Consider the following 22,900-nt stretch of genomic DNA (forward strand, 5'->3'; position numbering starts at 1 on the left):
CTTTAGTCTTGCGGCAGGGGCGCTAAACGCTCCTCGTACATTCTGCGCCAGAGGAAGCCGTAGAGGTGCCCCAGTATAAAGAAGAAGACAGCGGCAATGAGGGGAACCAAAAGAGCGACCTGGTGGTTGTAGGACTCGCTCAGGTCGGCGGCCCACACAAAGCCCACGGCGATTCCGCCCAGGGAACATGCCTGCATGGTGCTCAGTGCTAAGTCCAGGTTGCTGCGGGCCGCTAAAGAAGTGAGCGCTGAATCCACTACTACCAGGCAAATACCGTAGGACAATCCCACCAGCACCAAGGCCAGCATCAGCCATTCGAGGGATGAGGGCAAGGAAAGAAGCAGGGTAGCTCCAGTCAGCCCCAAACCGCTGAGTAGCCAGGCTATCCACGTAAAGGCGGGTAGCCGTTCAAAGATGATGAAAAGAGCGCTGGCTACAGCGAAGAGACCCAGCAGGGCCATCAGGAAGCCGGTCACGCTTATCTGGTCGGTGGATAGAGCAAAAGCTACGATAGCTGCCTGGGTAGACCCCAGCACCGTGCCCAGACAAATCATGCCAGTTTGCGGAAGCCAGAGCAGGGAGCGGTTGCCACCGCGCAGTGGCTTGGGTTTACCTTCCACCATGTCTCGACGATCGATGGGCAGACTCCCTGGCCTCCAAAGAATCATGAGCAGCCCCAGAACATCGATAATAAGCACAGAGAAGAGGGTTGCCTGGGCATTAAAAACAAGGGTAGAAAGACCGGCAATCACGGCGCCCGCTGGTAGGGCAATGACGTCCAGCATGGTTTCAAGGGAGATGGAGACGTTAAGTTTACGTCTGTCCTTAGTTTTGAGGTACTCAGCACTCCAGTAGGTGCGCATGACGGTACCCAGCGGGACCGTGGTAATGCCGGTGAGGGCCGCTGCTAGCAAAAAACGGGAGATACTGCCACTCGTTCCCTCAGCAAAGCTCAAACTTTCCAGCAGCAACCAGACCAGCGCCAAAATATTGAGCACGGTGACGGCGAAGAAGATTTTGTGTTGCCCCCAGCGGTCTGAAAGCCGCCGGTAGACCGGAATCATGAAAGCCGCGCTGATACCAACAGTTCCGGCGGCGTAGCCCCCCAGCGTGGCTTCATTATTCTGGGAGGCCAGCATCATCATCACCGCCAGCATTACCATAGATGCCGGCAGTCTCATCAGCAGGGAGAAGATAAAGAATCGCCAGCCGTGCGTGAGCAGGATATTTTGCATACGTGTTTGGGCGTAGCGGGAGGAGACCCGCATACGGGTGCCCAGTTCGCTCACGGTCTGACGCGGGGTTCTAGGTTTTTCTGGCAACTTATTGCGGGTACGCAGAGAAGCGAAACCGCTCAGGGGCGAGCTGATGCGCTTATTCTTAATGCGGTACGGGCTCATACGGCTCCCGTCTCAGGTTTGAGGGATGATCCGGTGGGTGAGGTAGTCAGTTGCACCTGACGGGTAATCCGGTTTTTCATTTCGGCCACGTGCGAGATAAGCCCAATGACTCTACCACCTTCGCGGAGACTATCGAGGGTCGTCATGACCTCTTCAAGGGTTTCCTCGTCCAGCGATCCAAACCCCTCGTCCACAAAAAGTGTATCAATTTCGATCCCACCGTTGGTGCGCTGAACTACATCTGCCAGCCCCAATGCCAGACAGAGGGAGGCCATAAAGGTCTCGCCGCCTGAGAGAGTCGATGGGTGGCGGGTAGCACCGTGCCAGGCATCGCGCACAGTGAGACCCAGACCTGATTTGCTACCGCGCCCCTCAGCGTCATCGGTATGTTCAAGGGTGTACCGGCCGTGCGTCATCTGTTCAAGGTGCTCTGAAGCCGCCTGAGCTACCTCTTCTAGCTGAGCCGCTAGAACATAGGTGGTCAGTGTCATGCGCAGGGCGTTATCGGAGCTCTTGGCAGCCGTTGCCGTTGCTGCGAGGCTGCGAGCGCGGAGGGCTCGAACTAACAGTTTCTGGTTATGGCTGAGGCTGGTGGTTAGCTCTGTGACGATACTGGTGAGCTCTTGGTAGGCTGCGCTGAGGCGCACTCCTGTACGGAGGTAGGTATCACGCGCTTGCTCTCGGCTCTGACGCAACTGGATCACCTCCTGCAAGGCCTGAGGCGTGGGCGATTCTTCTCCCTGCTGGACGCGAGCAGCGATACCGGTCATTGCGTTGCTCGCCAGAAGCCCATCAAGGGTAAATCTTTTTTGCTGGTGGGTTTGGACCAGCATGGTGAGATCTCTTTCCCGTTCGCTCGGCAGGTGGGCTTCCACAGCTTCAGCACTGCTAGAGAAACCGCTGTTCTGTACTACCTGGGTTAGTTCTTCTTCAGCCCTGATGTGAGCTTTTTTTAGTCTTTGAGCCTCTTGTTGGATGCTGAGAGCAGAAACCAGGCTTTGTGCTACCTGACTCAAAGCTGTAGCACGCTGCGTGAACCCGGTTGTTTGCCGGTGCGCTTCAAGCTCGGCCTCATCTTTTTCAATCCGTTCGGCCAGGCTGTTCAACAGGGTGCGGTGGTGGGCCACATCTCTCGCACAGGTATTCTCTTTTACCTTTAGTCGCTCGTGATCCGCTTCAGCTGCAGCACGCTCTTGTGCGAGGTCGCTTCTACGTTGCATATTTCTCTGTTTCTCGGTAAGAGACTCTTGAGCCTGCTGAAGCTGGATGAGAGCAGAACTTAGGTCGCTGGCACCGGTAGCAATCAGCTCAGCCACGATGGTCTCGGCTGAGGTGAGTTCCAGGAGGGCCGCTTGAGCCTTTGCCTCAGCTTGGTCTCGGGCAGCTAATGCGTCCTTCACCTCTTCAGCTGAGATGGCCGGGACTTCCTCTGTGAAAGTAGCTGGGGCAGGGTGTTCTCGTGACCCGCAAACAGCGCAGGGGTGGCCGGGTTCAAGATTGCTAGCCAGCGTTTGAGCGGCACGGTCAAAGCGTTGCTGTTGAAGGTTTTCAGCTCTAATACCTGCGGCCCGGCGAGCCTCATTGGTGGTCTTGGTCGCAGCTTCAGCAGCCGCGACCCGGCTTCTGCTCTGCTCTAGCTTTCGGGCAAGAATTACAGCAGTTTCAGCGGTATCACGCTGAACTTGAGCCGCAGTCAGCTGGGCCCCGGCGTCCTCTAGGGCTATGAAACGAGCACTGAGTTCCGCGAGTTCGCGTTCCTGCTTTGTTACCGCAGTGTGGGCTGCATCCAGAGCTTTTTGCAGTCCCTCGGTTTTCGTCTCCGCCTGCCTCCGTTCTTGCACCAGAGAGGTGAGCTGGCGGTCACTGCGAGCAAAATCGTTGAGGTTCTCGATGTGGCGGTTGAGATCGGCAACCTGGTCCTCGGTCTCATCATAGTCAGCGAGATTTTGCACATGGGTAAGGAGCGTATATTCCGGGGCGGCTGCCGCTATCCCAGTCAGGGCGTTCTCAATAGCAGTTTCCAGGCGACTGGTCACTGTTTCGAGGCGATCTTGAGCATCTTTCACGGCCGCAGCAGCACGCTCCTGGGCGGTCATCATGGGCAGGACGGTGGCGGCCCGCCTATGCAGCGCAAGGCTGGCTTCAGCTTCGGTTATCTGTTCGCGCTGGCTCTCCAGTTCTTCCTCCTGGGCCTGTAGGTCACGGTACTGGACCCAGTGCCGTTCTAGCTCCCCCAGTGCGGTTTCTTGCTGGCGCAGCTCAGCAATCTCAGCCGCCGCGGTATCGGTAAGGTCAATAGCAACCCGGTTAAGTTCGGCGACGTCATCACGTAGCTGCTGGGTACGGCTCAGTGCTCCTTCTGACGTGAGCTCTAGCCAGTCTGGTTTTATGGGTTGTTCGCCCGTAGACGTGGCTTCGGGCAGAGTAGTCCCGGTATCCCCTACCAGAAGCTGCCGGGCCGTCGTAATATCGGCAGCCTTCTCCGCCCGCCGGGCACGCTCTATCAGGGAGCGCACCGCCGCTTCAGCTTCAGCTGCCTTCGCTTCGGCGCCCTTAGCTTTGTCGTCTAAAATCTGCTGGATGCGCTCAAATTCTCGGGTCGAGAAGAGCTTTTTGAGCAGTTCCTCGCGGTCTGCTGATTTGGCAACCAAGAACTGCTGGAACTTACCCTGCGGCAGGAGCATCACCTGGTTGAACTGCTGTGCGGTCAGCCCAATGACCGAGTACATGAAGTCCCCGGCGTCCTTGTGCCGGGTGACGCTGGCGTCCTCTTCCCAGTTACCCACTTTTGCATCAAAGACCTCAATGGTGACGCTGGCCTGCTCGCGGGTGAGCCCGCTCCCGCGCTTTTTGGGGCGCAGGTACTCAGGGCTTCTAAAGATGCGGTAACGTTTACCCGCCACCGAGCACTCAAGTTTGACCCAGGGCTGTGCCTCAGGCTCGGCGAAGCGGGATTTAAGGTCGGTTCGTCCCGATGAGGTACTACCGTAAAGGGCATAACAGATGGCGTCCAGAATGGAGGACTTACCCGAGCCGGTAGGACCATTGAGTAGAAAGATACCGGCTTCGTTGAGCTCATTAAAGTCCAGGCTAATGGTGCCGGGGAAGGGACCGTAGGCGTTGATTTCTAAACTGTGGATTCTCATTCTGATGCTCCTGCCAGCCGCGCCAGTTCAGTAACCTCGGTCAGATAGGCGGTCTCATCTTCGTCTAGAGCGCGACCCCGCACATGCTGATAGAAAGACTGACAAACATCGAAGGTAGTCCGGGCCTCCCGTGTGCGGCTGTAGCTGTGAAGCTCGGTATGCTGGACGCCCTGAGGTTCAAAGAAAAGTTCAAGCACGTAGTCAAAGTGCTCTTTGAGCTGCTCTAGAGCACGCGCCGGGCGCACCGCGTCGGTGAGGGTAATGCTGACAAAGGCAGAGCGGTAGGCTTCATAGGAACCACCGGTGATGTCTTCAAAAGTGCCCCGCAATTTTTTGACCGTGAGGCAGGTGCGCCAGGTGTACTCCTGCACGCTGACCGTGCCCTGCTCGTCGATATCAATAATCCAGGCGCCCTTGCGGTGGTTCTGCTCGCTAAAGGAATAAGGCAGGAGGGAGCCAGAGTAGCGCACGGTATCGGTAACCCGCTGGCGCCCGTGCAGATGCCCTAGTGCGGTGTAGTCTGCCGCCTCAAAAAGGGAGGCTGGAACAGAGAGCGCCCCACCCACAGAAATGTCACGTTCGGAATCAGAGGGGTCGGCCCCTGTGGCAAAACAATGAGCCAGCACCACCGTGGCCAGAGGTTTTACTTCTGCTACGTTTTCAGTCACTCGACGCATAGCCTCGGTGAGTACGGAGCTGTGGCTGATGTCGGTGTTCCAGTGAGTGGCAAGTGGGCGTGGTTCCAGATAGGGAATGCCGTAGAAAGCAACCTCTCCCCCCTTTATCGGGAGCAGGATAGGCTGGCCCACCTGGGTCTGGGAGGTCACCAGGTGCACTCCGCTATGAGCTAACAGATCTGAAGCAAAGCCCAGCCGAACCGCCGAATCGTGGTTGCCGCTGGTAGCAATAACCTGTGCCCCGGCATCCACCAGGGAGCTCAGAGTCTTGCTGAAAAGGCGCACGGTTTCGGTGCGGGGCTGCGACTGATCATAGACGTCCCCACTAATCAGCACCACATCCACCGCCTCAGTGCCCACCAACTGCACCATTTCATCGAGCAGGTCAGCCATGGTGTCGTGCAAAGAGACGCCGTGAAAGGTGCGGCCCAAGTGCCAGTCAGAGGTGTGCAAAATACGCATAAACCCAGTCTAATGGGAGCCGCGCCAGCTCTGCTCTACACTGGTGCCTATGACCTCTGCTTTCCCCGCACCCTCCGCTACCTCACCCGCCTACCGCGCTGCCCTGCGCGGCGCCCTCCTCGGGGGTGCAACGGGGGACGCCTTGGGCTACCCCGTTGAAATGCTCAGCCGCACCGAGATGTTTGAACGGTACAAGGTAAAAAACTCCTTAGAGCTTCTCGACACGCTTGCCGCCCAGCCCCTGGTGGTTTCCGATGATACCCAGCTAACCCTCTACACCCTAGATGGGCTGAGCGAAGTATTGGAATGGAATAACGACGGTCAGGCAGCCGATGAGCTCGCCTGCATTTGGCTTGCCTACCTGCGCTGGTACCGTAGCACCGGTAACTCCTACCCCGCTGCTGCTCCTTTCGCTCTCACCCGCCCCCTGGATGCCCAGCCCAGCATGAGCGTCGCCCGAGGCCCCGGCAAAGCCACCCTGGCGGCGCTGGCAGCCGGTGAAATGCAGTTCATCTCTAAGAACGTCAATCCCCAAGCCCTGGGGACCGGGGCGCTCATCCGATCAGCGCCCTTTGGTTTTCTGCCCGTGGCAGATGATGCCACTGTCATTAAGCTATCTGCCCATGCTGCAGCTCTGACCCACGGGCACCCCGACGCTATTCTGAGCGCCAGCGCCTATGCTCTGCTGGTGCGTCACCTGCTGGGTTCCCACGAAGCTATCGACCTCCATTTGCCGGCTCGGCAGGCCCTAGAAGCGGTCTTGCAATGGCTGGGCACAGTGGAGCAGAGCCAGGCACTACCCGGGGATGCTGCCCTGACCATAGCTGCCCTGCAGACCGCGCTGAGATCGGTGGACAGCGGTATGCCGCTTGAGCGCACACTAGAGAGTTTTGGGGACCTCTGGTTAGCCCCCGGCTGTTTAGGTTTTGCCGCCTACCTACTGCTGAGTGCAGAACAGGAAATATCCGATGGTGATAGCAGTCCGGCGCTCGCTACACGTAAAGCTTTGGCGCAGGCAGTGAGTTGTGACGGTGACTCGGATTCAATTGCCGCGCTGACCGGCACCCTGCTAGGTGCTCTTTACACCGAGGATGTTTTCAATACGCAGACGCTTGCTTCCCTCGATGCGGTTCCGGCGCTTGAGCTCGTCCTTGAGAACTGGTTGAAACAGTTAGGCGTCAGCTAACCAAGGATTTCACTGCGGTGGTCAAGGTACCATTCATCGGCGCGTTCAACAGCTAGTCGCTGAATGGCACCGCCCATACCATTCTTCATAATGTAGGCAAGAGATTGCAGGGGCAAGAGGCCAGCCACCCTCTGTGCACGGGCTATCTGGGGTGCATCAAGTGCTTTTGAGAGAGATTCCCAGCCATAGAAATTACCCAGAGAAGCGTGATCAACGGCAGGGTCGCCTAGGGTTGCGTGGTCCCAGTCGATAACACCGACCAGCTTATCTCCGTTCCACAAAATATTGTGCCCAGCTAAATCACCGTGGATAAGTACAGGTTCGACCGGTGGCAGCTCCAGGACGCAGTCAATTGCTCTCAGCGCAACCTTTTGGGCTCCTGTAAGCAACTGGGGCACGACGTTGGCACGCAGGTGGGTATCCCACTCTTCTACACCCCTCCAGTGTTCGTACTGGTGATCAAGATACGGCCCGTACCCGCGGCAGTCAATGGTGTGAATACCTTTGAGCAGTTTAACTAGTTGTTTGGGTGGTGCCGCTCCCTGGACGCGGGGTTCGCCCTTAATCCAGGTAAGCCCCACAGCGGTAAACCCCGCGCGGGTAATGACGCGCGTGATGGGCCGGGGCACGGTGAAGGGCAGACTTTGCGGTAGGCGGCGTAGAATCTCGGTGCGCCGAGCTACCAGGTAGCCGGTGAGTTGGGTTTTGGCTACACGCACGCTCAGCTGCCCACCCATGTTGACCACGATATGGGCGGAGCCCGTGGTACGAACGTCCCAACGGTCCATTGGAATGTTGAGACCAGCCTGGGTCATCACTGCGTTGATGACCGGCAGGCTGTTCATCTGTTCTAGCTGTGCAAGGTGCGCTACCATAGGGAACCTTTTCTGCTCTGTGCGTTAGTGGCCTGCTAAAGCTGCCCGGATATGAGGCACCAAAGCCGCCAGGGCTTGAGCGCGGTGGCTAATAGCGTTCTTAACTTCAGGTGGCACCTGGGCGCAGGAAAGGCCAGCATATTCACCGGTAAAGGCTGAGGGGGCAAGAATAGGGTCGTAGCCGAAGCCGCCCTCACCGCGAGGTTCGCGCAAGAGGGTGCCAGAAAGTTCGCCGTGTTCTACTGCCTCAACCCCTCCGGGGGCGGCCAATGATGCGGCGCAGATAAAGCGGGCACCGCGGTGCTCATCTTTGATATCAGCCAGCTGGGCCAGCAGAAGCTCCAGGTTAGCGGTGTCATCACCGTGTTGACCTGCCCAGCGGGCACTGAAAATTCCGGGGGCGCCATGAAGAACATCCACCGCCAGCCCGGAGTCATCAGCGATAGCGATCAGGCCGGTTACTTGGGCTACTGCACGGGCTTTGAGCAGTGAATTCTCGGCAAAGGTGACGCCGTCTTCTAAGACATCAGGGGCGCCCACCGCACCGGCATCGACTACTTCGGTGTCAACGTCCAGCCCGTCGATGGTTCCGCGCAAAATCTCGCGAAACTCCCGCAGTTTGCCGGCATTATGCGTTGCTAAAACAATTTTGGCTGGCATTAGTTCTTCAAAGCCTCACGCTGGATTTCAGATAGTTCGTAGGTTCCTACCAAAGCCAGATCTAGCAGGGAGTTAAGCTCCTCGCGGTCGAAGGGAGCACCTTCAGCGGTCCCCTGAACTTCAACAAATTTACCGTCACCGGTAACGACCACGTTCATATCGGTCTCAGCGCGGACATCCTCAACGTAGGGTAAATCAAGCATGGGGACGCCGTCGATAATACCCACTGAGATAGCTGAAACAGAGCCGGTGAGCGGTTGGGCTTTGGCAGGAATAATGCCCTTAGATTTAGCCCAACTAATGGCATCTGCCAGAGCCACGTAAGCTCCGGTAATAGCAGCGGTACGGGTGCCACCATCTGCCTGCAGGACGTCGCAATCCAGGACGATGGTGTTTTCGCCCAGCTCTTTGGTGTCAATGATTGCGCGCAAAGAACGACCAATAAGACGTGAAATTTCGTGGGTGCGGCCACCCACCTTGCCTTTGACAGACTCACGGGAATTACGGGTATTAGTAGCCCTGGGGAGCATGGCGTACTCGGCAGTTACCCAGCCTTTACCCTCGCCCTTGAGCCAGCGGGGCACGCCTTCGGTGAGCGAAGCGGTACAGAGCACACGAGTGTTGCCAAATTCAATCAGCGCTGAGCCTTCAGCGTTCTTGGACCAGCCGCGTGTAATGGTGATGGGGCGCAACTGGTCAACGGTGCGGCCGTCTGCTCGAACGATGGTGATTGCCGTGTTATCAGTCATGGCTTTAGCCTATACCTCCTGCAGTTTTTTGCAGAATTGAGAGTGATTATCTTAGGGTTTCAACCTAGCGGATGCGGTGCCGCGAGACCACTTCAAGGGTGGTGGTTTTGGGGTTCGCAGCATATTCTTCTGGGCTGCGGCGGGGGTTGACACGGTAGGTGGCAGATTCTTCGGCCACGCTGACCGGGCCATCAAAAACTTCTTTAGCTTCTGCGAGCGCGGTCTCTGGGTCGTTCCACACCGGCAGGTGAGTTAGCAGGAGGTTGCGCACACCGGCTTCTCGGGCGGTTTCACCGGCACGCTTGCCGGTCAGGTGAATGCCGCGCAGGGCGTCATCGCGCCCCTCCTGGTAGGCTGCTTCGCAGAGGAAGAGGTCAGCGCCCCTAGCGGCTTCAATCAGGCCAATGCAGCTGTCGGTGTCTCCCGAGTAGGTCAGCACGGTCTTACCCTCAGAGGTCTCGCACTCTAGACGCAAGGCGTAGGGCTCCTTGGTCGGGTGAACTACGGTGTGAGGGGTAACGGTAAAGGGCCCAATTTTTACTTCTTTGTAGTTGGCCCACTCGTGGAATTCAAATTCGGTGTGCATTCCGGGGTCCAGGGGTAACCCGTGGGTGTTAACCAGGTACTGGTGGATGTCGCTGGGGCCGTAGAGCGGAATCGGTCCCTTTGACCAGCCCTTGGGGTCCCATTTAATCGCCACGTGAAGCCCCGAAAGGTCGATGCAGTGATCGGGGTGCAGGTGGGATACCAAGATAGCGTCAATATCTTCAAGGTTGATGTGGGTCTGCAGGGTGCCCAGAGCGCCGTTGCCCATATCAATGATGATGCGCCAGGTCTTGCCCAGGTCATCAATAGTCGAGACCATGTAGCAGCTAGCTGCGGCGTTGGGGCCCGGGAAGGAGCCGGTGCAACCAATAACAGTTAAACGCATAAGGCGGTCTTTCTAGTCAGCGGTGCGATCGAGGTTATTGTCGATCGATATGGTAGGAGTTGGGAGGGCCGGCGGCACGATGGACAGGGAACCGGTGGGAAAGCGCTCAGCGACCGATTCGGTATGGCTAACCCTGGCTACCTCTGGGCCCAGGAAGCGCCGGGCAAGGTGTTCAAAGGTGTCGGTTTCGCCGGTGGCAAGAAATTCGTGGGACGCCGGCAAGTCGGTGGGGCGTTCTAGCCCGGCTTTCAAGAGCGCCTTGTAGACATCCTTAGCCGATTCTTCAGACGAAGAAACTAGGGTAACCCCATCTCCCATGATGTAGGAGATAACGCCGGTCAGTAGGGGGTAGTGGGTGCAGCCCAGAACTAGGGTGTCTATACCGGCGTCCTTCAGCGGTTGCAGGTAGGCCTCTGCGGTTTTGAGTAGTTCTGGCCCGGAGGTAATCCCCCGCTCAACAAACTCAACAAATCGGGGACAGGCTACCGAATGAATTTCAAGGTCACTCATGACAGAGAAGGTGTCTTCGTAAGCCCGTGATGTCACGGTTGCCTCGGTGGCGATAACTCCAATTTTTCGGTTGCGGGTAGCTGCTACGGCACGGCGGGCAGCCGGCTGAATCACTTCAACCACCTGTATGCCGTACTTGCGAGTGTAGCGTTCACGAGCGTCCCTGAGAACTGCGGCTGAAGCAGTATTGCAGGCGATGACGAGCAGCTTGACGCCGGAGTCGACCAGCTCATCCATAATACGGAGCGCATGGGCTCGTACCTGGGCGATTGTTAGAGGGCCGTAGGGGCCGTGGGCGGTATCTCCCACATAGATGACCGATTCATTGGGTAGCTGATCCATAATGGCTCGCGCCACCGTTAAGCCCCCCACCCCGGAATCGAACACACCAATGGGGGCGCTAGCGTGAGGTTCTGCTAGCACCTGAGTTCCCCAGGGAGTTTGAAGGGTTGAGAATGAATCGTTCATCGTGACCTGACATTAGCTAAAAATGAGAGAGAACAATAGGTTGGCGGTCTCACCTACACGCTTTTGAGTGGACTATCACGCCAAGGCCGCCTCTAACCCGTCATATAAGCGTAGATTTGCCATAAAAATGGGAGGTAGACGGGTGAAGCCGGAAGGGTCCTACCTGCTAATCATCGAGCTGGCTGAGCATAGCTTCCATGAGGGAGTCCTGCAGCCAGGTAATGAAGTTATAGAGCAGGGCCATATACTGGTCAGTGGTTTCCACATCCTTCCACTCGGTCATCTGACTGATGCGAGCGGCGTCTTTTTCGGTCTTCAGTTCAAGCCGGGTGGCCAGGGTCAGGCGTACATCGTTGAGAGCGGTTGCCCAGGCATGGGCGTGCTCAGCGTCCAACGCTAGGTCGCCGCTCCGAGCGTCCATAGCTGCCATGTTGAGGTTAGCTATTTTGCCCCGGCGCAGTGAAAGCTCTGTAAAACGGCGGAACTCATCGGCCATCTCGGGGTCATTGCTGGCTACGGGTAACATACGGGCCAGGGCAGGGTCCGTGGGAATCTGGGCATTTTCAGAGATACCCACCAGGTCAGCAAGCGGGTCTGTTGCAGCTTCTTCATCGGGCTCGAGTGTAAGGGCGACGTCTTCAAAGAGCTGGGTGAGAACCTGCACCTCTTCAGGTGTAAAGCGGGCGGTATAGCCTCTGGGTGTTGATTTGAAGCCTTGTGCCATTAGCTTTCCGCCCTTTCAAAAGTTGCCCACAAACCCCAGGTATGCAGGGCTGAGGTGTGCCGTTCGGCTTCTTCTTTACTGCCGGTAAATACGGTGGCTTTGCCCTCGGTGTGCACTGTCATCATCAGTTTTTCTGCCTTGGCACGGTCATAGCCAAAATAGGAGCGGAAGACGTAACTTACATAGCTCATCAAATTAACCGGGTCATTCCACACCAGCACGTGCCAGGGTACATCGGGGGCGGTGAAGGTATCAGCATCAAGAAGATGATCAAGGTCAGGCAGGGTTTCAGCACCGGCGGTTGATAAAACCGGCTGATATTGATTGGACATCTCGCGGAGGCACTCCCTTGGGGGCAAGTTATGATGGATTAGTTGCTGACTAACCCTATCTATCATAGGGCTCGGCTAGGTCCAGCTAACGGATTGAACCGGGCGGGGGTAAACTTGTGCCCGTGACTTCTTCAACTGCACTTTTCACAGACCACTACGAGCTGACGATGCTGCAGGCTGCCCTGGCATCAGGTGCCGCCCACCGCAAGACCGTCTTTGAGGTCTTTACCCGCAGGCTCTCTGGCGGACGCCGCTACGGTGTGCTGGCGGGCACCGGCAGGTTCCTAGAAGGGCTGCACGACTTTCGCTTCACCTCCGATGAGATCGATTTTCTTGCTGACCGTAAAGTGGTGAACGAGCAGACCCTGGACTACCTCCGAAATTTCCGTTTTACCGGCACTATCCGAGGCTACGCTGAGGGTGAGATCTTCTTCCCCCACTCCCCCGTTTTGCAAGTTGAAGCGACCTTTGCCGAGGCTTGCATTTTAGAAACCTTCATTCTCTCCATCTTCAACTACGACTCAGCTGTAGCAACTGCGGCTTCCCGCATGAGCGTTGCCGCTGGCACCCGTCCCTGCCTTGAGATGGGCTCCCGCCGAGCCCACGAAGAAGCAGCCGTAGCAGCTGCCCGCGCCGCCGTCATCACCGGGTTCGCTGGCACCTCTAACCTTGAAGCTGGCCGGCGTTATGGCCTGCACACCATCGGCACCAGCGCTCACTCTTTCACCCTGCTGCACGATTCTGAGCGCGAAGCATTTGAAGCTCAGCTCGAATCCCTGGGCAAGGACACCACCTTGCTCGTTGATACCTACGACGTTGAAAAGGCTGTGCGCCTTGCCGTGGAGCTAGCTGGCCCGGAGCTGGGCGGCGTTCGCCTGGACTCCGGTGATCTGGTAGCACAGGCTCAGTACGTGCGAGAGCTACTGGATTCGCTGGGAAACACCGGTACCAACATTACCGTGACCAGCGATCTCGATGAGTACGCCATTGCTTCACTGGCCGCTGCGCCCGTCAATGCCTACGGTGTGGGCACCAAACTGGTTACCGGCTCAGGTGTTCCCACCTCGTCTATGGTCTATAAGGTAGTACTGCGTGAAAACAGCGAAGGTGTTATGGAGCCCGTGGCTAAAGCATCCTCGGGTAAAGCCTCTATCGGTGGTCAGAAGAGCGCAGTCCGCAGGCTCAACGCTAAAGGCAGGGCAACGGCTGAGGTCATTGGTGTTGATATCACTGCCCCGGCTGACTCCAACGACCGCGATCTCATGGTTGACCTGGTGGTGGACGGCGCCGTTCAACCGGGTTTCACCGGTGCCGAAGGGGTGCGCAGAGCCTCTGAGCGTCATGCCCGTTCCCTCACTGAGTTGCCTGTTGCCGCAACCCGCCTTTCACCCGGCGACCCCGTGATTCCCACCGAATTTGTGAACAGCTAAACTAGTAGATTCATTCTCTGGCGTAAGGAGCACCCATGCCCAAAGCACTTATTATTGTTGATGTTCAGAACGACTTTTGTGAAGGTGGTAGTTTGGCCACCGAGCGCGGCGCCGAAGTTGCTGCGCTGATTAGCGAGTATGTAGAAACCCGTCATAGTGACTACGAGGCAATCGTGGCTACCCTGGACTGGCATGTGAACCCGGGCGACCACTTCTCTGATACCCCGGATTACAAGACCTCTTGGCCTCGTCACTGTGTAGCCGAGAGCCGTGGCGCTGATACTCACGAAAATTTGGATACCGACTACATCGAAGCATTCTTCCGTAAGGGTGCCTTTGAGGCCGCTTACTCTGGGTTTGAAGGGTTACTGGCACCCGAGAACTCGGTCATGACCGGTGAGCGCGAGGCCGGAGCAGCAGTTGAGGATGAAACCCCCAAGCTTTCTCTGGATGACTGGTTACAGGAACACGAAATCACCGATGTTGACGTGGTGGGCATCGCCACCGATTTCTGCGTCAAGGCAACTGCCCTCGATGCTGTGGACGCTGGCTACGAGACACGAGTGCTCCTGGATCTCACCGCGCCGGTCTCTGAAGAGGGACAGGACGACGCCGTTGACGAACTAGAGGATGCCGGCGTGACGGTCACCGAAGTTCTGTAGGCAGTTCAGAGCATCAAAAAAATTTCGCCCAGAAGGGGTTAAAAACTACTTGTTTCTACCCCCTTCTGGGCGAAAACTTTCTAGGCGAGCCCTCGCTTACTTTCTGCCCACGAACCAATCCTGCAGTTTTTCAAGACGGGCTTGGAGTTGCTCGGCTGATGCCTGAGCGACGGCGGGGCCACCGCACATACGGCGCAGCTCGTTATGAATGGAACCGTGGGGTTTGCCGGTGCGGGCAGCCCAAGCAGCAACATTCTTAGAGAGCTGGTTACGCAGGTCCTTGAGCTGACGGTGGTCCACCACCTGCGGCGCGCTGGTGGCAGGACGCCTGGAGGCATGATCCTGCTGGCGTGCACGCAGAAGAGTGCCCACCTGGTCGGCGTCCAGTAGCCCAGGTATGCCCAGGAAGTCCTGTTCTTCGTCTGACCCCACTTCAAGACCGCCAGAAGCAAATTCACTGCCGTCAAAGAGTACACCGTGGAAGGAAGCCTGAGAACCGATAGCCTCAAATCTGCCGCGCGTTAGCTGATCCGAAGCTACTTCTTCACGGTTGGCTTCTTCAATGAGGTGGTCGTCCAGGCCCTCGTTGAGCGGGTCTGCTGGCTCGTCATTGGAGCCTTTTCGATCCAAGGCGTGATCGCGTTCAGCTTCCATCTCGTTGGCTAGCATCATGAGCTGGGGAACCGAGGGCAGGAAAACCGAGGCGGTTTCGCCGCGCTTACGCGAGCGCACAAAACGTCCAATCGCCTGGGCAAAGAAGAGCGGTGTGCTGGTTGAGGTGGCATAGACGCCCACGGCTAGACGGGGTACGTCCACGCCTTCGGATACCATGCGGACCGCCACCATCCAGCGAGCCATTCCCTCGCTGAAAGCCTCAATGTTATTGGAGGCTTCTTTGTCATCGGAGAGAATGAGGGCTGGCTTTTCTCCCGTAATTTTCTGTAGCTGGGCAGCATAGGCGCGTGCGTCAGCGTGGTCGGTAGCGATGACTAGCCCACCGGCGTCCGGTACGGTGCGACGCACCTGTGTTAGACGTTTATCAGCAGCCGAGAGCACGGTAGGGATCCATTCGCCCTCAGGGTTGAGGGCAGTACGCCAGGCCTGGGCGGTCACGTCCTTGGTGAAGCCCTCCCCTAGGTTGGCCGCCATTTCTTCGCCGGCGCTGGTGCGCCAGCGCATCTGGCCTGAGTAGGCCATGAAAATGACCGGGCGCACCACGTGGTCTTTAAGAGCTGGGCCATAGCCGTAGGAGTAGTCAGATGTAGAGCGGCGGATGCCCTCTTTGTCCTCTTCATACTGCACAAAAGGAATAGCTGATGTGTCTGAGCGGAAGGGTGTACCGGTCAAGGCCAGACGGCGGGTGGCCGGTTCAAAGGCCTCGCGCAGACCGTCACCCCATGAGAGGGCATCACCTGCATGGTGAATTTCATCCATGATGACCAGGGTGCGGCCATTTTCGGTGCGTGCCCTGTGCAGCATGGGTTTGTTAGCAACCTGGGAGTAGGTCAGAGCTACGCCCTGATAGCCCCGGCCCGTGGTGCCGTCTGAGTTCTTAAAGTTGGGGTCAATGGAGATACCCACTCGCGCAGCGGCATCCGCCCACTGACGCTTGAGGTGATCGGTGGGAGCCACCACGGTCATACGGTTGATAGTGCCGCGGTTGAAGAGCTCTTTCGCTACGGTGAGGGCAAAAGTTGTCTTACCCGCACCGGGGGTCGCCACCGCCATGAAGTCCCGCGGGTTCTCAGCAAAATATTTTGTCATTGCCTCTGACTGCCAGGCACGCAGTTTAGGCGCTGTGCCCCAAGCCGCTCGGTCAGGATAGGCCGGGGGTAGAGGTGCTGAGCCTTCTCCAAAGAGTGTGGGCTGTGCATCTGACATGGTGAGTCCCTTCCCTTGCAATGACGCTGTGCCCAAAGGGGCACCAGAAAAGTTTAGCCCCATTCGGTCAGGAATGGGGCTAGAAAAATTACCGGCTTGGTCACGCCGATAAGTTTCTATCTGCCTTGAGTCGTTAAGGTGCTGTGATGACAGATAGTTCAGCGGTGACAGTGCGCCCCGCCACATTGTAGATCGTTACCAACCTATCAGGGGACGGCTGGCAAAGGTACCTGCGCATGAGTGTAGCAAGGGCGCAATGGGGGAAGCGCCCCTGCTACAGGTAGGGTTTTAGTTGTCGTCTTGCCCCGGTGCTAGACCTTCGTAGATCTCCTTGCACTCTGGGCAGACCGGGAATTTTTCGGGATCACGGCCCGGTGTCCATTTTTTGCCACACAGAGCTCTGACCGGCTTTCCGGTGAGGGCTGATTCCATGATCTTTTCTTTGCGGACATAGTGGGAGAAACGTTCGTGATCACCTGGTTCAACGTCCTGAACTTCTTCGCGTTCTAGTAGTGCTGTGCCACCGGTTCGTTGGGTTTCGGGGAAGGGATCTTCGATTCCGGGAATGGAGGACATGGCTTTCCTTTCGTGGGTTTCTTCCTAGTGTAATGGAGCTACTAGCCCTGTTAGCCGAAGCGGGCAACACGCTGCAACGCATCTGCCGCATGTTGCTCAAAGCGACGTGACCCTAGCTTGATCCCCAGAATCAAGATGATGAGGCCAAGTATGAGCATGGCACCACCACCGAGCCATCCCCACAGAGGGTTCCCTGTGATTTCTTGGGCCAGTAGCCCTGCCCCGCCGGGGAAAGAGAGCACCATAGGGATGAACATGATCAGACCACGGACAAGTGCCTTCGCAAAACCATCGGGCTGTTTAGGTGTTTTCCAGGGACTGGAGCCGGGCGGAGGTGCCGGAACCGAGAAATACATATCCGATAACGCGGAGACACCTAAGCTCACGAAGAAAACCCCAACCGTGGTCAACATAATCGGAGCAAGGTAAACCGTCTGCTGGCTCACCACCAGTACATAGATCAAGCTACCAATGACCAGCAGGGGCAGATAAATCATGAGCATGGCATAGAGTCGCCCCAGTCGGTCTTCAATCCCGCGTAGGGGTGCCAGCACATGCATGGAGAAGGCGGTATTTTCATAGGAAATTAGGTAGGCAAAGATATAGCCGGCAAAAGCTGGTAGAAAGACTGTCAGGAAGAACTGCCCGATGATATTACTGCCCGTTTCTGAAGAAGGCATGGAGGTGCCCATAAAAATGAACATCGTATAAAAGAGGGGCACCATCAGGATATTGAGGTTACACCGGGTGTCCTTGAACATCATATGGAGAACACGAGCTGTAATAGCCCATCTGGGCTTGTCAGGGAAGAGCCCCATTAAGCCAAGCTTGCCCGCCTCTGAGATGGTAGCGGCCTTATGGGGGGTTAATGCCCCGACGTTAGCCATGGTCTTTTCCATTGCACGTCGCCACATCGCCCAGGCAAGAGCCAGGTAGACCAGGCTAATAAGTACCAGTAAACCGGCTGTGCCCCAGTGCCCCTGCCCTGCATGAACAGCCACCGCCCAGGGAGCCGCGAAAGGTGTCCATTGCAGGGAGGAAACCACCGTGGGTAGCCGGTCAATCATTGAATAGAGCCCAGTGACTGCACCCATCATGATGGGGCCCAGCATGACCAAAATGCTAAAGCTAATAATGGTGAGAAGATTAGTGACACCGCGGCGGGCTCTCATAGGGATAGAAAGCTGTGTAATCAGGCGCGATACCACCACAACTAGCGCTAAACCCAGCACCAGTGAAAGCGGGTAGAAGGCTAGGGCCCAGCCGGTGCTGGTCAGCGACGTGGCCGCGGCCAGACTCATCATAAGGGTGACTGCTCCGGGGATTCCCACGAAAGCTCCCAGCATCTGCCCGCCCATAAGCTGGGGAGCAGTCAAGGGGTAGGGTGCCAGACGCTCAGGGTCCAGGGTCGCGTCGGCGGCCGCCGCTACCAGAGGTACAATCCACCAGATTAGGGAAAGTACGGTAGCAAACAGCACCATAAAAGTGAGGGACCAGGTTTTATCAACGGTAAGGCCCAAAGCCCCCAGTCCAAAGGCTGCGCCCAGTGCGTAGAGACCTCCGAAGGCTACACCGACGATCACCCACACATTTTTGCTGGTGAAAAGGGCAGCGAAATTGGCACATTTGAGTTTTAGGAGGACTGCAACCATGAAATACCCTCCGACACCACTCTGCCACCGACCAGGCTAACAAATCGTTCTTCAAGGCTCTGCCCTGCTCTGACCTCATCCACCGTGCCTGAAGCAAGAATGCGGCCCTTATCCATGATGGCAACATGATCGCATAGACGCTGCACTAGATCCATGACGTGGGAGGAAATAATAACCGTACCTCCGCCAGCCACATAGGCTCGCAATATGTCTTGAATATTCGATGCTGAAACAGGGTCCACCGCTTCAAAGGGCTCGTCAAGTACCAGCAGTTGCGGCGCATGAATCATGGCGCACGCTAGGGCCACTTTTTTGGTCATACCGGCTGAGTAGTCAGCGACCTGTTGGCCTGCAGCCCCGGTGAGGTCCATGGCTATTAGCAGGTCACGGGTACGATGAGCCACTGTTTGCCGATCTAACCCATGAAGCCGACCGGCGAAAGTGATCAATTGCTCACCGGTCAATTTATCGAAGAGGTGGACGCTATCTGGTAGCACCCCCACCTTACGTTTAGCGTCCAGCGGCTGCGCCCAGATGTCTGCCCCGCCAATGAGCACCTGGCCCTGGGTAGGTTTGAGCATACCGGTAGCCATAGAGAGAGAGGTGGTCTTACCCGCCCCATTGCGCCCCACCAGCCCGTAAAACGAGCCGCGGGGAACGGTCAGGTTAATTCCATCAACGACAGCTCTTTGGTCAAAAATCTTGACCAGAGACCGTATATCGAGTGCTGGGGTTCCTTGGCTCTGGGGAGCTACCTCAGCATCTACGATGTTGTCCGTTATCTGCGAAGCTACCTGGGCATGTGCAACGGGTTGCTGTAACGATTCATCGTGAGCTGGAACAGCGCTGTGGGGAAAGTTTTCTTCACTCATACCCTCCATAGTAGTGAAACAGCGCACTAATTCCCTCCCCCGTCAGGGGGATTATCGTTTTTTCGGCTTATCGATATTCTATAGCCGTGTGAATCTAGAACAGGGCAGTCATTAGAGCTGACCGGGCTTTAGTAACGCGGGGGTCGCTGGAACCTACCACTGTAAACAACTCCAGCAAACGTTCGCGCACCGAAGTTTTAGCTTCAGTATCAACGGCTTTAAAGAGGCGCAGCAAGCGCGCAAAAGCGTCCTCAACGTGCCCACCAGCTATATCGAGATCAGCCACATTGAGATGCGCCTGCACATCAGTGGGGTCAGCAGCAGCCTTCTCACGCTCATCAGCGAGATTCAGCCCAGCTACGCGTTCCAGAAGATGCACCTGTGCTAGACCAATCTTGGCATCAGAGTCTGCGGGGTTCTCGTTGAGTGCACGGGTGTAGGCCGAAGTAGCAGCGGCATAATCCCCTCGGTCAAGGGCATCAATTGCCTCCGCATGCAGAGGCGGCAGGGGCTTTTCCTCTTCAGATACCACCGGTTCAAACCCCCCACGGAGACCCTGTTGAGCAGCCAGTTGAAGCACCTGTCCCAGGACGTCCGTCAACGCCTCAGTGTCAACAGGGCCGTTGAAGAGCGGGGCTGGGCGACCACCAATGATTGCTACCGCCGCTGGCACACCCTGAATTTGAAAAGCCTGCCCAATTTCAGGTGCTTTGGTGATATCTACAGCTGCCAGCAGAAGATTGCCACCCGCAGAATTAACGAGTGCCTCCGCCTGTTCTAGCATCGAGACCGATGCTGGTGAGTGCGGTGCCCACAGGGCAAAAATTACGGCACCCTGATTGGAAAGCTGCACCAACTGCTGGAAGCTCTCAGCGTCCGTTACATCCACGCGCCAGCTGGGTTCTCCCGCTGCTAGTGCCTCAGAAGGAGCTAGCGAGCCGTTCTGATCTTGTAGAGAAACACTTAATTCCGGGGCATTACGCACAGAGGCGGGAAGGTGTTCTGCAGAAAATTCGTTGTTAGCGGTGCTCATGGTGGTCTCCTGATTAAAGCTAGATTCTGTACTCCATGGTGCCAAACAAATCAGGGTATGCCCACCCCAGCGGGTTTTTTCTAGCCTAAGGCTGAATCAGGTATACAGTGGTAGAAAACCAGCCTTACCAGTTACGAAAATAGCCCATGCCAAAAATTCCGCGTCCCCGCCGTTTGCGTTTTTTAAATCGCAGAGCTTCTTCCCAGAGATCACCGAAGAGTGATTTTCCAATATCTGGTTCGGGTGCTGAAGCACAGCAAGAATGGTTCACGCTCCCAGTGATTCCAGGGGCTCTCCCCCGGCACCGCTTTGTGCTACCCGATGAGCCCACCACGGTAGAAACTGAAGATATCGGCACCGGTGAGCAACCCCGTTGGTCAAGATCAGCTCGTGTTCCAGATGGCAAAGCTCGGCACATCACCAACCCCATTTATTTTGGGTTTATGGTGACAGTGGGAGTGGGCTTTGCCTTGCTCTGCTACTACCTGATGATCAACGTTGGGGCTCTAGCGGGCTGGCTAACAGGAGCTGTCTTTATTGGTTTGGGCCTTGACCCCATGGTGAGAAAGCTAGAAAAGCTCGGGATCCCCCGGGGCTTCGGTGTAGGCACCGTGTTCCTTGCCTTTACAGCCTTCCTTTCAGCTATCATTTTCTGGGTGATACCGGTGATTGCCCGCCAGGCTATTACTTTCATCAACGGCTTCCCCCAACAGTTCGAAAACTTCCTCAACTCAGATTTCTTTGAGGGGCTCGATAGCCGCTATAACATTCGCACAGCAGTCGATGCTGAGGTCGATAAGTTCTTTGCCGATATCACGGCTGATTCTTCAGTGATGAGTAGCTTTTTTAATTCGCTCATCAATGCAGGTTCCACTCTGGCAGAATTTCTCACCGGCACTATCATTGTTCTCTTTTTATCGGGCTACGTCCTGGCTTCGCTGCCCACAATCAAGGCCTGGGGAGTTCGTTTAGCTCCTGCATCCAAACGGGAAAGGGTGGCAGACCTCACAGAGAAAATTACCAGCTCAGTTGGCCAGTACGTCTCAGGTCAGGCGGTGGTAGCGGTCTGTAATGCGTCCTTCGCCCTAGTAGTGATGCTTCTAGTGGGAGTGCCCTTCCCCCACTTGCTCATGCTCTTTGTGCTTATCCTTGCCTTCATTCCCCTGGTGGGTGGGGTGAGCGCCGCAGCCCTTGTATCGCTAGTAGCTCTTCTAGAAAGCTGGCAGACTGCTGTCTTCTTTTTGATCCCCTACTTGGTCTACTTGCAGATCGAGGCATACTTCATTTCTCCGCGAATTATGAGCAAAGCCGTAGCTGTGCCGGGTGGGGTGGCCGTCATCGCTGTGGCAGCCGGTGCCGCCCTCTGGGGTGTACTCGGCGCCATTATTGCTATCCCCGTTGCCGCGTCCTTGCTCATCTTGCTCCGCGAAGTGCTCATCCCCCGCCAAGACACCCTCTAGGTCTACAGAAGGAAGAGCTTCTACCAGAGTCTGCGCGTCTCCCAGCAATGTTTATGCCAGTGGCGCCGCTCTTCGATGGCTCTTTGTTTACCAAAGATGTGATCTTGCTGCCAGACCACCAGGTGAGCGGTACCTGGGATAATGGAACGTTTGCATTCGGGACACTTATAGGTCTTGACAGCGTTGACTGAAGGAATGTACTGAACGAACCACTCTCCATCCCCTGCCTTCTCGATGTAGGGTGCAGGGTCTAAGATGCGCGAGATATCCCGCCCCGGGGGGCGAGCTTTCTGCCATTTGCTGGGAACAGGGCCAGAATTATTTTTGCGGGATGCGGGGTGGGCTTTACGGGGCATGCTCACTATTTTCTCACGGATTGTGGGCCAGTAGGCTGAAGGCCTAGACCCGGGTGCTAGAGTGGTACGGTGCGTTTAGTATTTGCTGATTGTTCTGTTGATTATATGGGTAGACTTTCTGCTCATCTGCCCCGCGCCACCCGCCTCTTGGTGGTGAAGAATGACGGGTCAGTGCTTATTCACTCGGATGGCGGTTCCTACAAGCCGCTGAACTGGATGAGCCCACCTGCTCGCCTACACATTGCCGACCGAGTTGAAATAGACAGCACCTCCTTAGCCGATGAGCTGGACAGTGATGTCTGTGAGCTCTGGACGGTACAGGCGGCTAAAACCGATGACCGCTTGGTGATTAGAGTTTTCGAGAAGATCAACGAAATGAGCCATGACTTGGGCAGTGACCCCGGGCTCATTAAAGACGGTGTTGAAGCTGACCTCCAGCGCCTGCTATCTGATCAGATTGAGCTCTTAGGCTCGGGCTACCGCATGGTTCGCCGCGAGTACCCCACCGCCATTGGTCCCGTTGATATCCTCGCTAAAGACGCCTCGGGAGTTTCCGTTGCTGTTGAGCTCAAGCGTGTGGGCGATATTGACGGTGTTGAGCAGCTAACTCGCTACCTTGAACTTCTTAACCGTGACCCTCTGCTGGCTCCAGTACAGGGTGTTTTTGCCGCGCAGCGTATTAAGCCTCAAGCTCGCACGCTGGCTGAGGACAGGGGCATTCGCTGCGTATCCCTTGACTATGACGCTATGCGCGGGGTGGATGATGTGGAGTCCCGCCTCTTTTAGTGATTGGGTTGCAACTAGCCCACCCTTCAGAAAGCTTTTTGCTCTGATGGCATTAAAAACAAAAGCCGGGCT

General features: G+C 56.5%; 21 protein-coding genes. 5 read left to right on the forward strand and 16 right to left on the reverse strand.

What is annotated here, in order from left to right:
* Positions 1-2: 2 nt before the first annotated feature.
* The 3 genes from M3668_RS01060 to M3668_RS01070 are packed head-to-tail and all read right to left on the reverse strand — an operon-like array spanning position 3 to position 5,685.
* On the reverse strand, positions 3-1,400 hold the full coding sequence (locus M3668_RS01060) for an MFS transporter (RefSeq protein WP_251378981.1): 1,398 nt from the start codon (positions 1,398-1,400) through the stop codon (positions 3-5).
* On the reverse strand, positions 1,397-4,546 hold the full coding sequence (locus M3668_RS01065) for an AAA family ATPase (RefSeq protein WP_251378982.1): 3,150 nt from the start codon (positions 4,544-4,546) through the stop codon (positions 1,397-1,399). Before M3668_RS01065 ends, M3668_RS01060 begins: the two co-directional genes overlap by 4 nt.
* Entirely contained in the window at positions 4,543-5,685 is a 1,143-nt protein-coding gene (locus M3668_RS01070; protein WP_251378983.1) for an exonuclease SbcCD subunit D, read from the reverse strand. Before M3668_RS01070 ends, M3668_RS01065 begins: the two co-directional genes overlap by 4 nt.
* A gap of 49 nt (positions 5,686-5,734) precedes the next feature.
* Between M3668_RS01070 and M3668_RS01075 the strand changes: the two genes are divergently transcribed.
* Positions 5,735-6,871 carry an ADP-ribosylglycohydrolase family protein gene (locus tag M3668_RS01075; protein ID WP_251378984.1) on the forward strand — a complete coding sequence of 379 codons (1,137 nt, stop codon included), beginning with the start codon at positions 5,735-5,737 and terminating at the stop codon, positions 6,869-6,871.
* Here M3668_RS01075 and M3668_RS01080 read toward each other — a convergent pair.
* The 7 genes from M3668_RS01080 to clpS all read right to left on the reverse strand — a co-directional run bounded on the left by M3668_RS01080 (position 6,868) and on the right by clpS (position 12,120).
* Positions 6,868-7,746: a phosphotransferase gene (locus M3668_RS01080; RefSeq protein WP_251378985.1), complete on the reverse strand. Its 879-nt coding sequence runs from the start codon at positions 7,744-7,746 to the stop codon at positions 6,868-6,870. The two genes, M3668_RS01075 and M3668_RS01080, sit on opposite strands and share 4 nt — an antisense overlap.
* A 24-nt stretch (positions 7,747-7,770) precedes the next feature.
* On the reverse strand, positions 7,771-8,406 hold the full coding sequence (gene rdgB / locus M3668_RS01085; protein WP_251378986.1) for an RdgB/HAM1 family non-canonical purine NTP pyrophosphatase: 636 nt from the start codon (positions 8,404-8,406) through the stop codon (positions 7,771-7,773).
* Positions 8,406-9,155, reverse strand: a complete 750-nt coding sequence (gene rph, locus M3668_RS01090) for a ribonuclease PH (RefSeq protein WP_251378987.1) — start codon at positions 9,153-9,155, stop codon at positions 8,406-8,408. Before rph ends, rdgB begins: the two co-directional genes overlap by 1 nt.
* A gap of 64 nt (positions 9,156-9,219) precedes the next feature.
* Complete coding sequence (locus M3668_RS01095; protein ID WP_251378988.1) at positions 9,220-10,086, reverse strand: MBL fold metallo-hydrolase; 867 nt, start codon at positions 10,084-10,086, stop codon at positions 9,220-9,222.
* Positions 10,087-10,098: 12 nt separating this feature from the next.
* Positions 10,099-11,064, reverse strand: a complete 966-nt coding sequence (gene murI / locus M3668_RS01100; RefSeq protein ID WP_251378989.1) for a glutamate racemase — start codon at positions 11,062-11,064, stop codon at positions 10,099-10,101.
* A 166-nt stretch (positions 11,065-11,230) separates the two neighbouring features.
* Positions 11,231-11,788 carry a DUF2017 domain-containing protein gene (locus M3668_RS01105; protein ID WP_251378990.1) on the reverse strand — a complete coding sequence of 186 codons (558 nt, stop codon included), beginning with the start codon at positions 11,786-11,788 and terminating at the stop codon, positions 11,231-11,233.
* Positions 11,788-12,120: an ATP-dependent Clp protease adapter ClpS gene (gene clpS / locus M3668_RS01110; RefSeq protein WP_251378991.1), complete on the reverse strand. Its 333-nt coding sequence runs from the start codon at positions 12,118-12,120 to the stop codon at positions 11,788-11,790. Before clpS ends, M3668_RS01105 begins: the two co-directional genes overlap by 1 nt.
* 122 nt (positions 12,121-12,242) lie before the next feature.
* Here clpS and M3668_RS01115 point away from each other — a divergent pair, with 122 nt between their 5' ends.
* Complete coding sequence (locus tag M3668_RS01115) at positions 12,243-13,550, forward strand: nicotinate phosphoribosyltransferase (protein ID WP_502948941.1); 1,308 nt, start codon at positions 12,243-12,245, stop codon at positions 13,548-13,550.
* Between the two features lie 35 nt (positions 13,551-13,585).
* Positions 13,586-14,212 (forward strand): isochorismatase family protein, encoded by a 627-nt coding sequence (locus M3668_RS01120; RefSeq protein WP_251378992.1) that lies wholly within the window; start codon positions 13,586-13,588, stop codon positions 14,210-14,212.
* Positions 14,213-14,308: 96 nt separating this feature from the next.
* Here the strand turns inward: M3668_RS01120 and M3668_RS01125 are convergent, their stop codons facing one another.
* The 5 genes from M3668_RS01125 to M3668_RS01145 form a co-directional block, all read right to left on the reverse strand.
* Positions 14,309-16,093, reverse strand: coding sequence for a DEAD/DEAH box helicase (locus tag M3668_RS01125; protein WP_251378993.1), 1,785 nt, complete (start codon positions 16,091-16,093; stop codon positions 14,309-14,311).
* A gap of 288 nt (positions 16,094-16,381) precedes the next feature.
* Complete coding sequence (locus M3668_RS01130; protein ID WP_251378994.1) at positions 16,382-16,669, reverse strand: DUF3039 domain-containing protein; 288 nt, start codon at positions 16,667-16,669, stop codon at positions 16,382-16,384.
* A 50-nt stretch (positions 16,670-16,719) separates the two neighbouring features.
* The gene (locus M3668_RS01135) at positions 16,720-18,321 is read right to left on the reverse strand and encodes a hypothetical protein (protein ID WP_251378995.1); all 1,602 of its coding nucleotides are present in this window, start codon (positions 18,319-18,321) and stop codon (positions 16,720-16,722) included.
* Positions 18,303-19,193 carry an ABC transporter ATP-binding protein gene (locus M3668_RS01140; RefSeq protein WP_251378996.1) on the reverse strand — a complete coding sequence of 297 codons (891 nt, stop codon included), beginning with the start codon at positions 19,191-19,193 and terminating at the stop codon, positions 18,303-18,305. Before M3668_RS01140 ends, M3668_RS01135 begins: the two co-directional genes overlap by 19 nt.
* Before the next feature lie 94 nt (positions 19,194-19,287).
* Entirely contained in the window at positions 19,288-20,226 is a 939-nt protein-coding gene (locus M3668_RS01145; RefSeq protein WP_251378997.1) for a tetratricopeptide repeat protein, read from the reverse strand.
* A 278-nt stretch (positions 20,227-20,504) separates the two neighbouring features.
* Here M3668_RS01145 and M3668_RS01150 point away from each other — a divergent pair, with 278 nt between their 5' ends.
* A complete protein-coding gene (locus M3668_RS01150; protein ID WP_251378998.1) occupies positions 20,505-21,686 on the forward strand; it encodes an AI-2E family transporter in 1,182 nt (393 codons plus the stop codon).
* A gap of 20 nt (positions 21,687-21,706) precedes the next feature.
* Here M3668_RS01150 and M3668_RS01155 read toward each other — a convergent pair whose 3' ends face one another.
* A complete protein-coding gene (locus M3668_RS01155) occupies positions 21,707-22,042 on the reverse strand; it encodes an Rv1322 family protein (RefSeq protein WP_251378999.1) in 336 nt (111 codons plus the stop codon).
* A 69-nt stretch (positions 22,043-22,111) separates the two neighbouring features.
* Between M3668_RS01155 and nucS the strand changes: the two genes are divergently transcribed.
* Positions 22,112-22,828, forward strand: coding sequence for an endonuclease NucS (gene nucS / locus M3668_RS01160; RefSeq protein ID WP_251379000.1), 717 nt, complete (start codon positions 22,112-22,114; stop codon positions 22,826-22,828).
* The last annotated feature ends 72 nt before the right edge of the window (positions 22,829-22,900 follow it).

The sequence above is a fragment of the Rothia sp. P100 genome, assembly GCF_023712425.1.
In the GTDB taxonomy this organism is placed as follows: Bacteria; Actinomycetota; Actinomycetes; order Actinomycetales; family Micrococcaceae; genus Rothia; species Rothia endophytica.

Coding starts and splice junctions, on each gene's coding strand:
- M3668_RS01095 (WP_251378988.1), bottom strand. CDS start 10,086: ATGCGTTTAACTGTTATTGGTTGCACCGGCTCCTTCCCGGGCCCCAAC.
- clpS (WP_251378991.1), bottom strand. CDS start 12,120: ATGTCCAATCAATATCAGCCGGTTTTATCAACCGCCGGTGCTGAAACC.
- rdgB (WP_251378986.1), bottom strand. CDS start 8,406: ATGCCAGCCAAAATTGTTTTAGCAACGCATAATGCCGGCAAACTGCGG.
- M3668_RS01135 (WP_251378995.1), bottom strand. CDS start 18,321: ATGGTTGCAGTCCTCCTAAAACTCAAATGTGCCAATTTCGCTGCCCTT.
- M3668_RS01145 (WP_251378997.1), bottom strand. CDS start 20,226: ATGAGCACCGCTAACAACGAATTTTCTGCAGAACACCTTCCCGCCTCT.
- M3668_RS01065 (WP_251378982.1), bottom strand. CDS start 4,546: ATGAGAATCCACAGTTTAGAAATCAACGCCTACGGTCCCTTCCCCGGC.
- M3668_RS01155 (WP_251378999.1), bottom strand. CDS start 22,042: ATGCCCCGTAAAGCCCACCCCGCATCCCGCAAAAATAATTCTGGCCCT.
- M3668_RS01075 (WP_251378984.1), top strand. CDS start 5,735: ATGACCTCTGCTTTCCCCGCACCCTCCGCTACCTCACCCGCCTACCGC.
- M3668_RS01060 (WP_251378981.1), bottom strand. CDS start 1,400: ATGAGCCCGTACCGCATTAAGAATAAGCGCATCAGCTCGCCCCTGAGC.
- M3668_RS01130 (WP_251378994.1), bottom strand. CDS start 16,669: ATGTCCTCCATTCCCGGAATCGAAGATCCCTTCCCCGAAACCCAACGA.
- rph (WP_251378987.1), bottom strand. CDS start 9,155: ATGACTGATAACACGGCAATCACCATCGTTCGAGCAGACGGCCGCACC.
- M3668_RS01125 (WP_251378993.1), bottom strand. CDS start 16,093: ATGTCAGATGCACAGCCCACACTCTTTGGAGAAGGCTCAGCACCTCTA.
- M3668_RS01120 (WP_251378992.1), top strand. CDS start 13,586: ATGCCCAAAGCACTTATTATTGTTGATGTTCAGAACGACTTTTGTGAA.
- murI (WP_251378989.1), bottom strand. CDS start 11,064: ATGAACGATTCATTCTCAACCCTTCAAACTCCCTGGGGAACTCAGGTG.
- M3668_RS01070 (WP_251378983.1), bottom strand. CDS start 5,685: ATGCGTATTTTGCACACCTCTGACTGGCACTTGGGCCGCACCTTTCAC.
- M3668_RS01140 (WP_251378996.1), bottom strand. CDS start 19,193: ATGAGTGAAGAAAACTTTCCCCACAGCGCTGTTCCAGCTCACGATGAA.
- M3668_RS01105 (WP_251378990.1), bottom strand. CDS start 11,788: ATGGCACAAGGCTTCAAATCAACACCCAGAGGCTATACCGCCCGCTTT.
- M3668_RS01080 (WP_251378985.1), bottom strand. CDS start 7,746: ATGGTAGCGCACCTTGCACAGCTAGAACAGATGAACAGCCTGCCGGTC.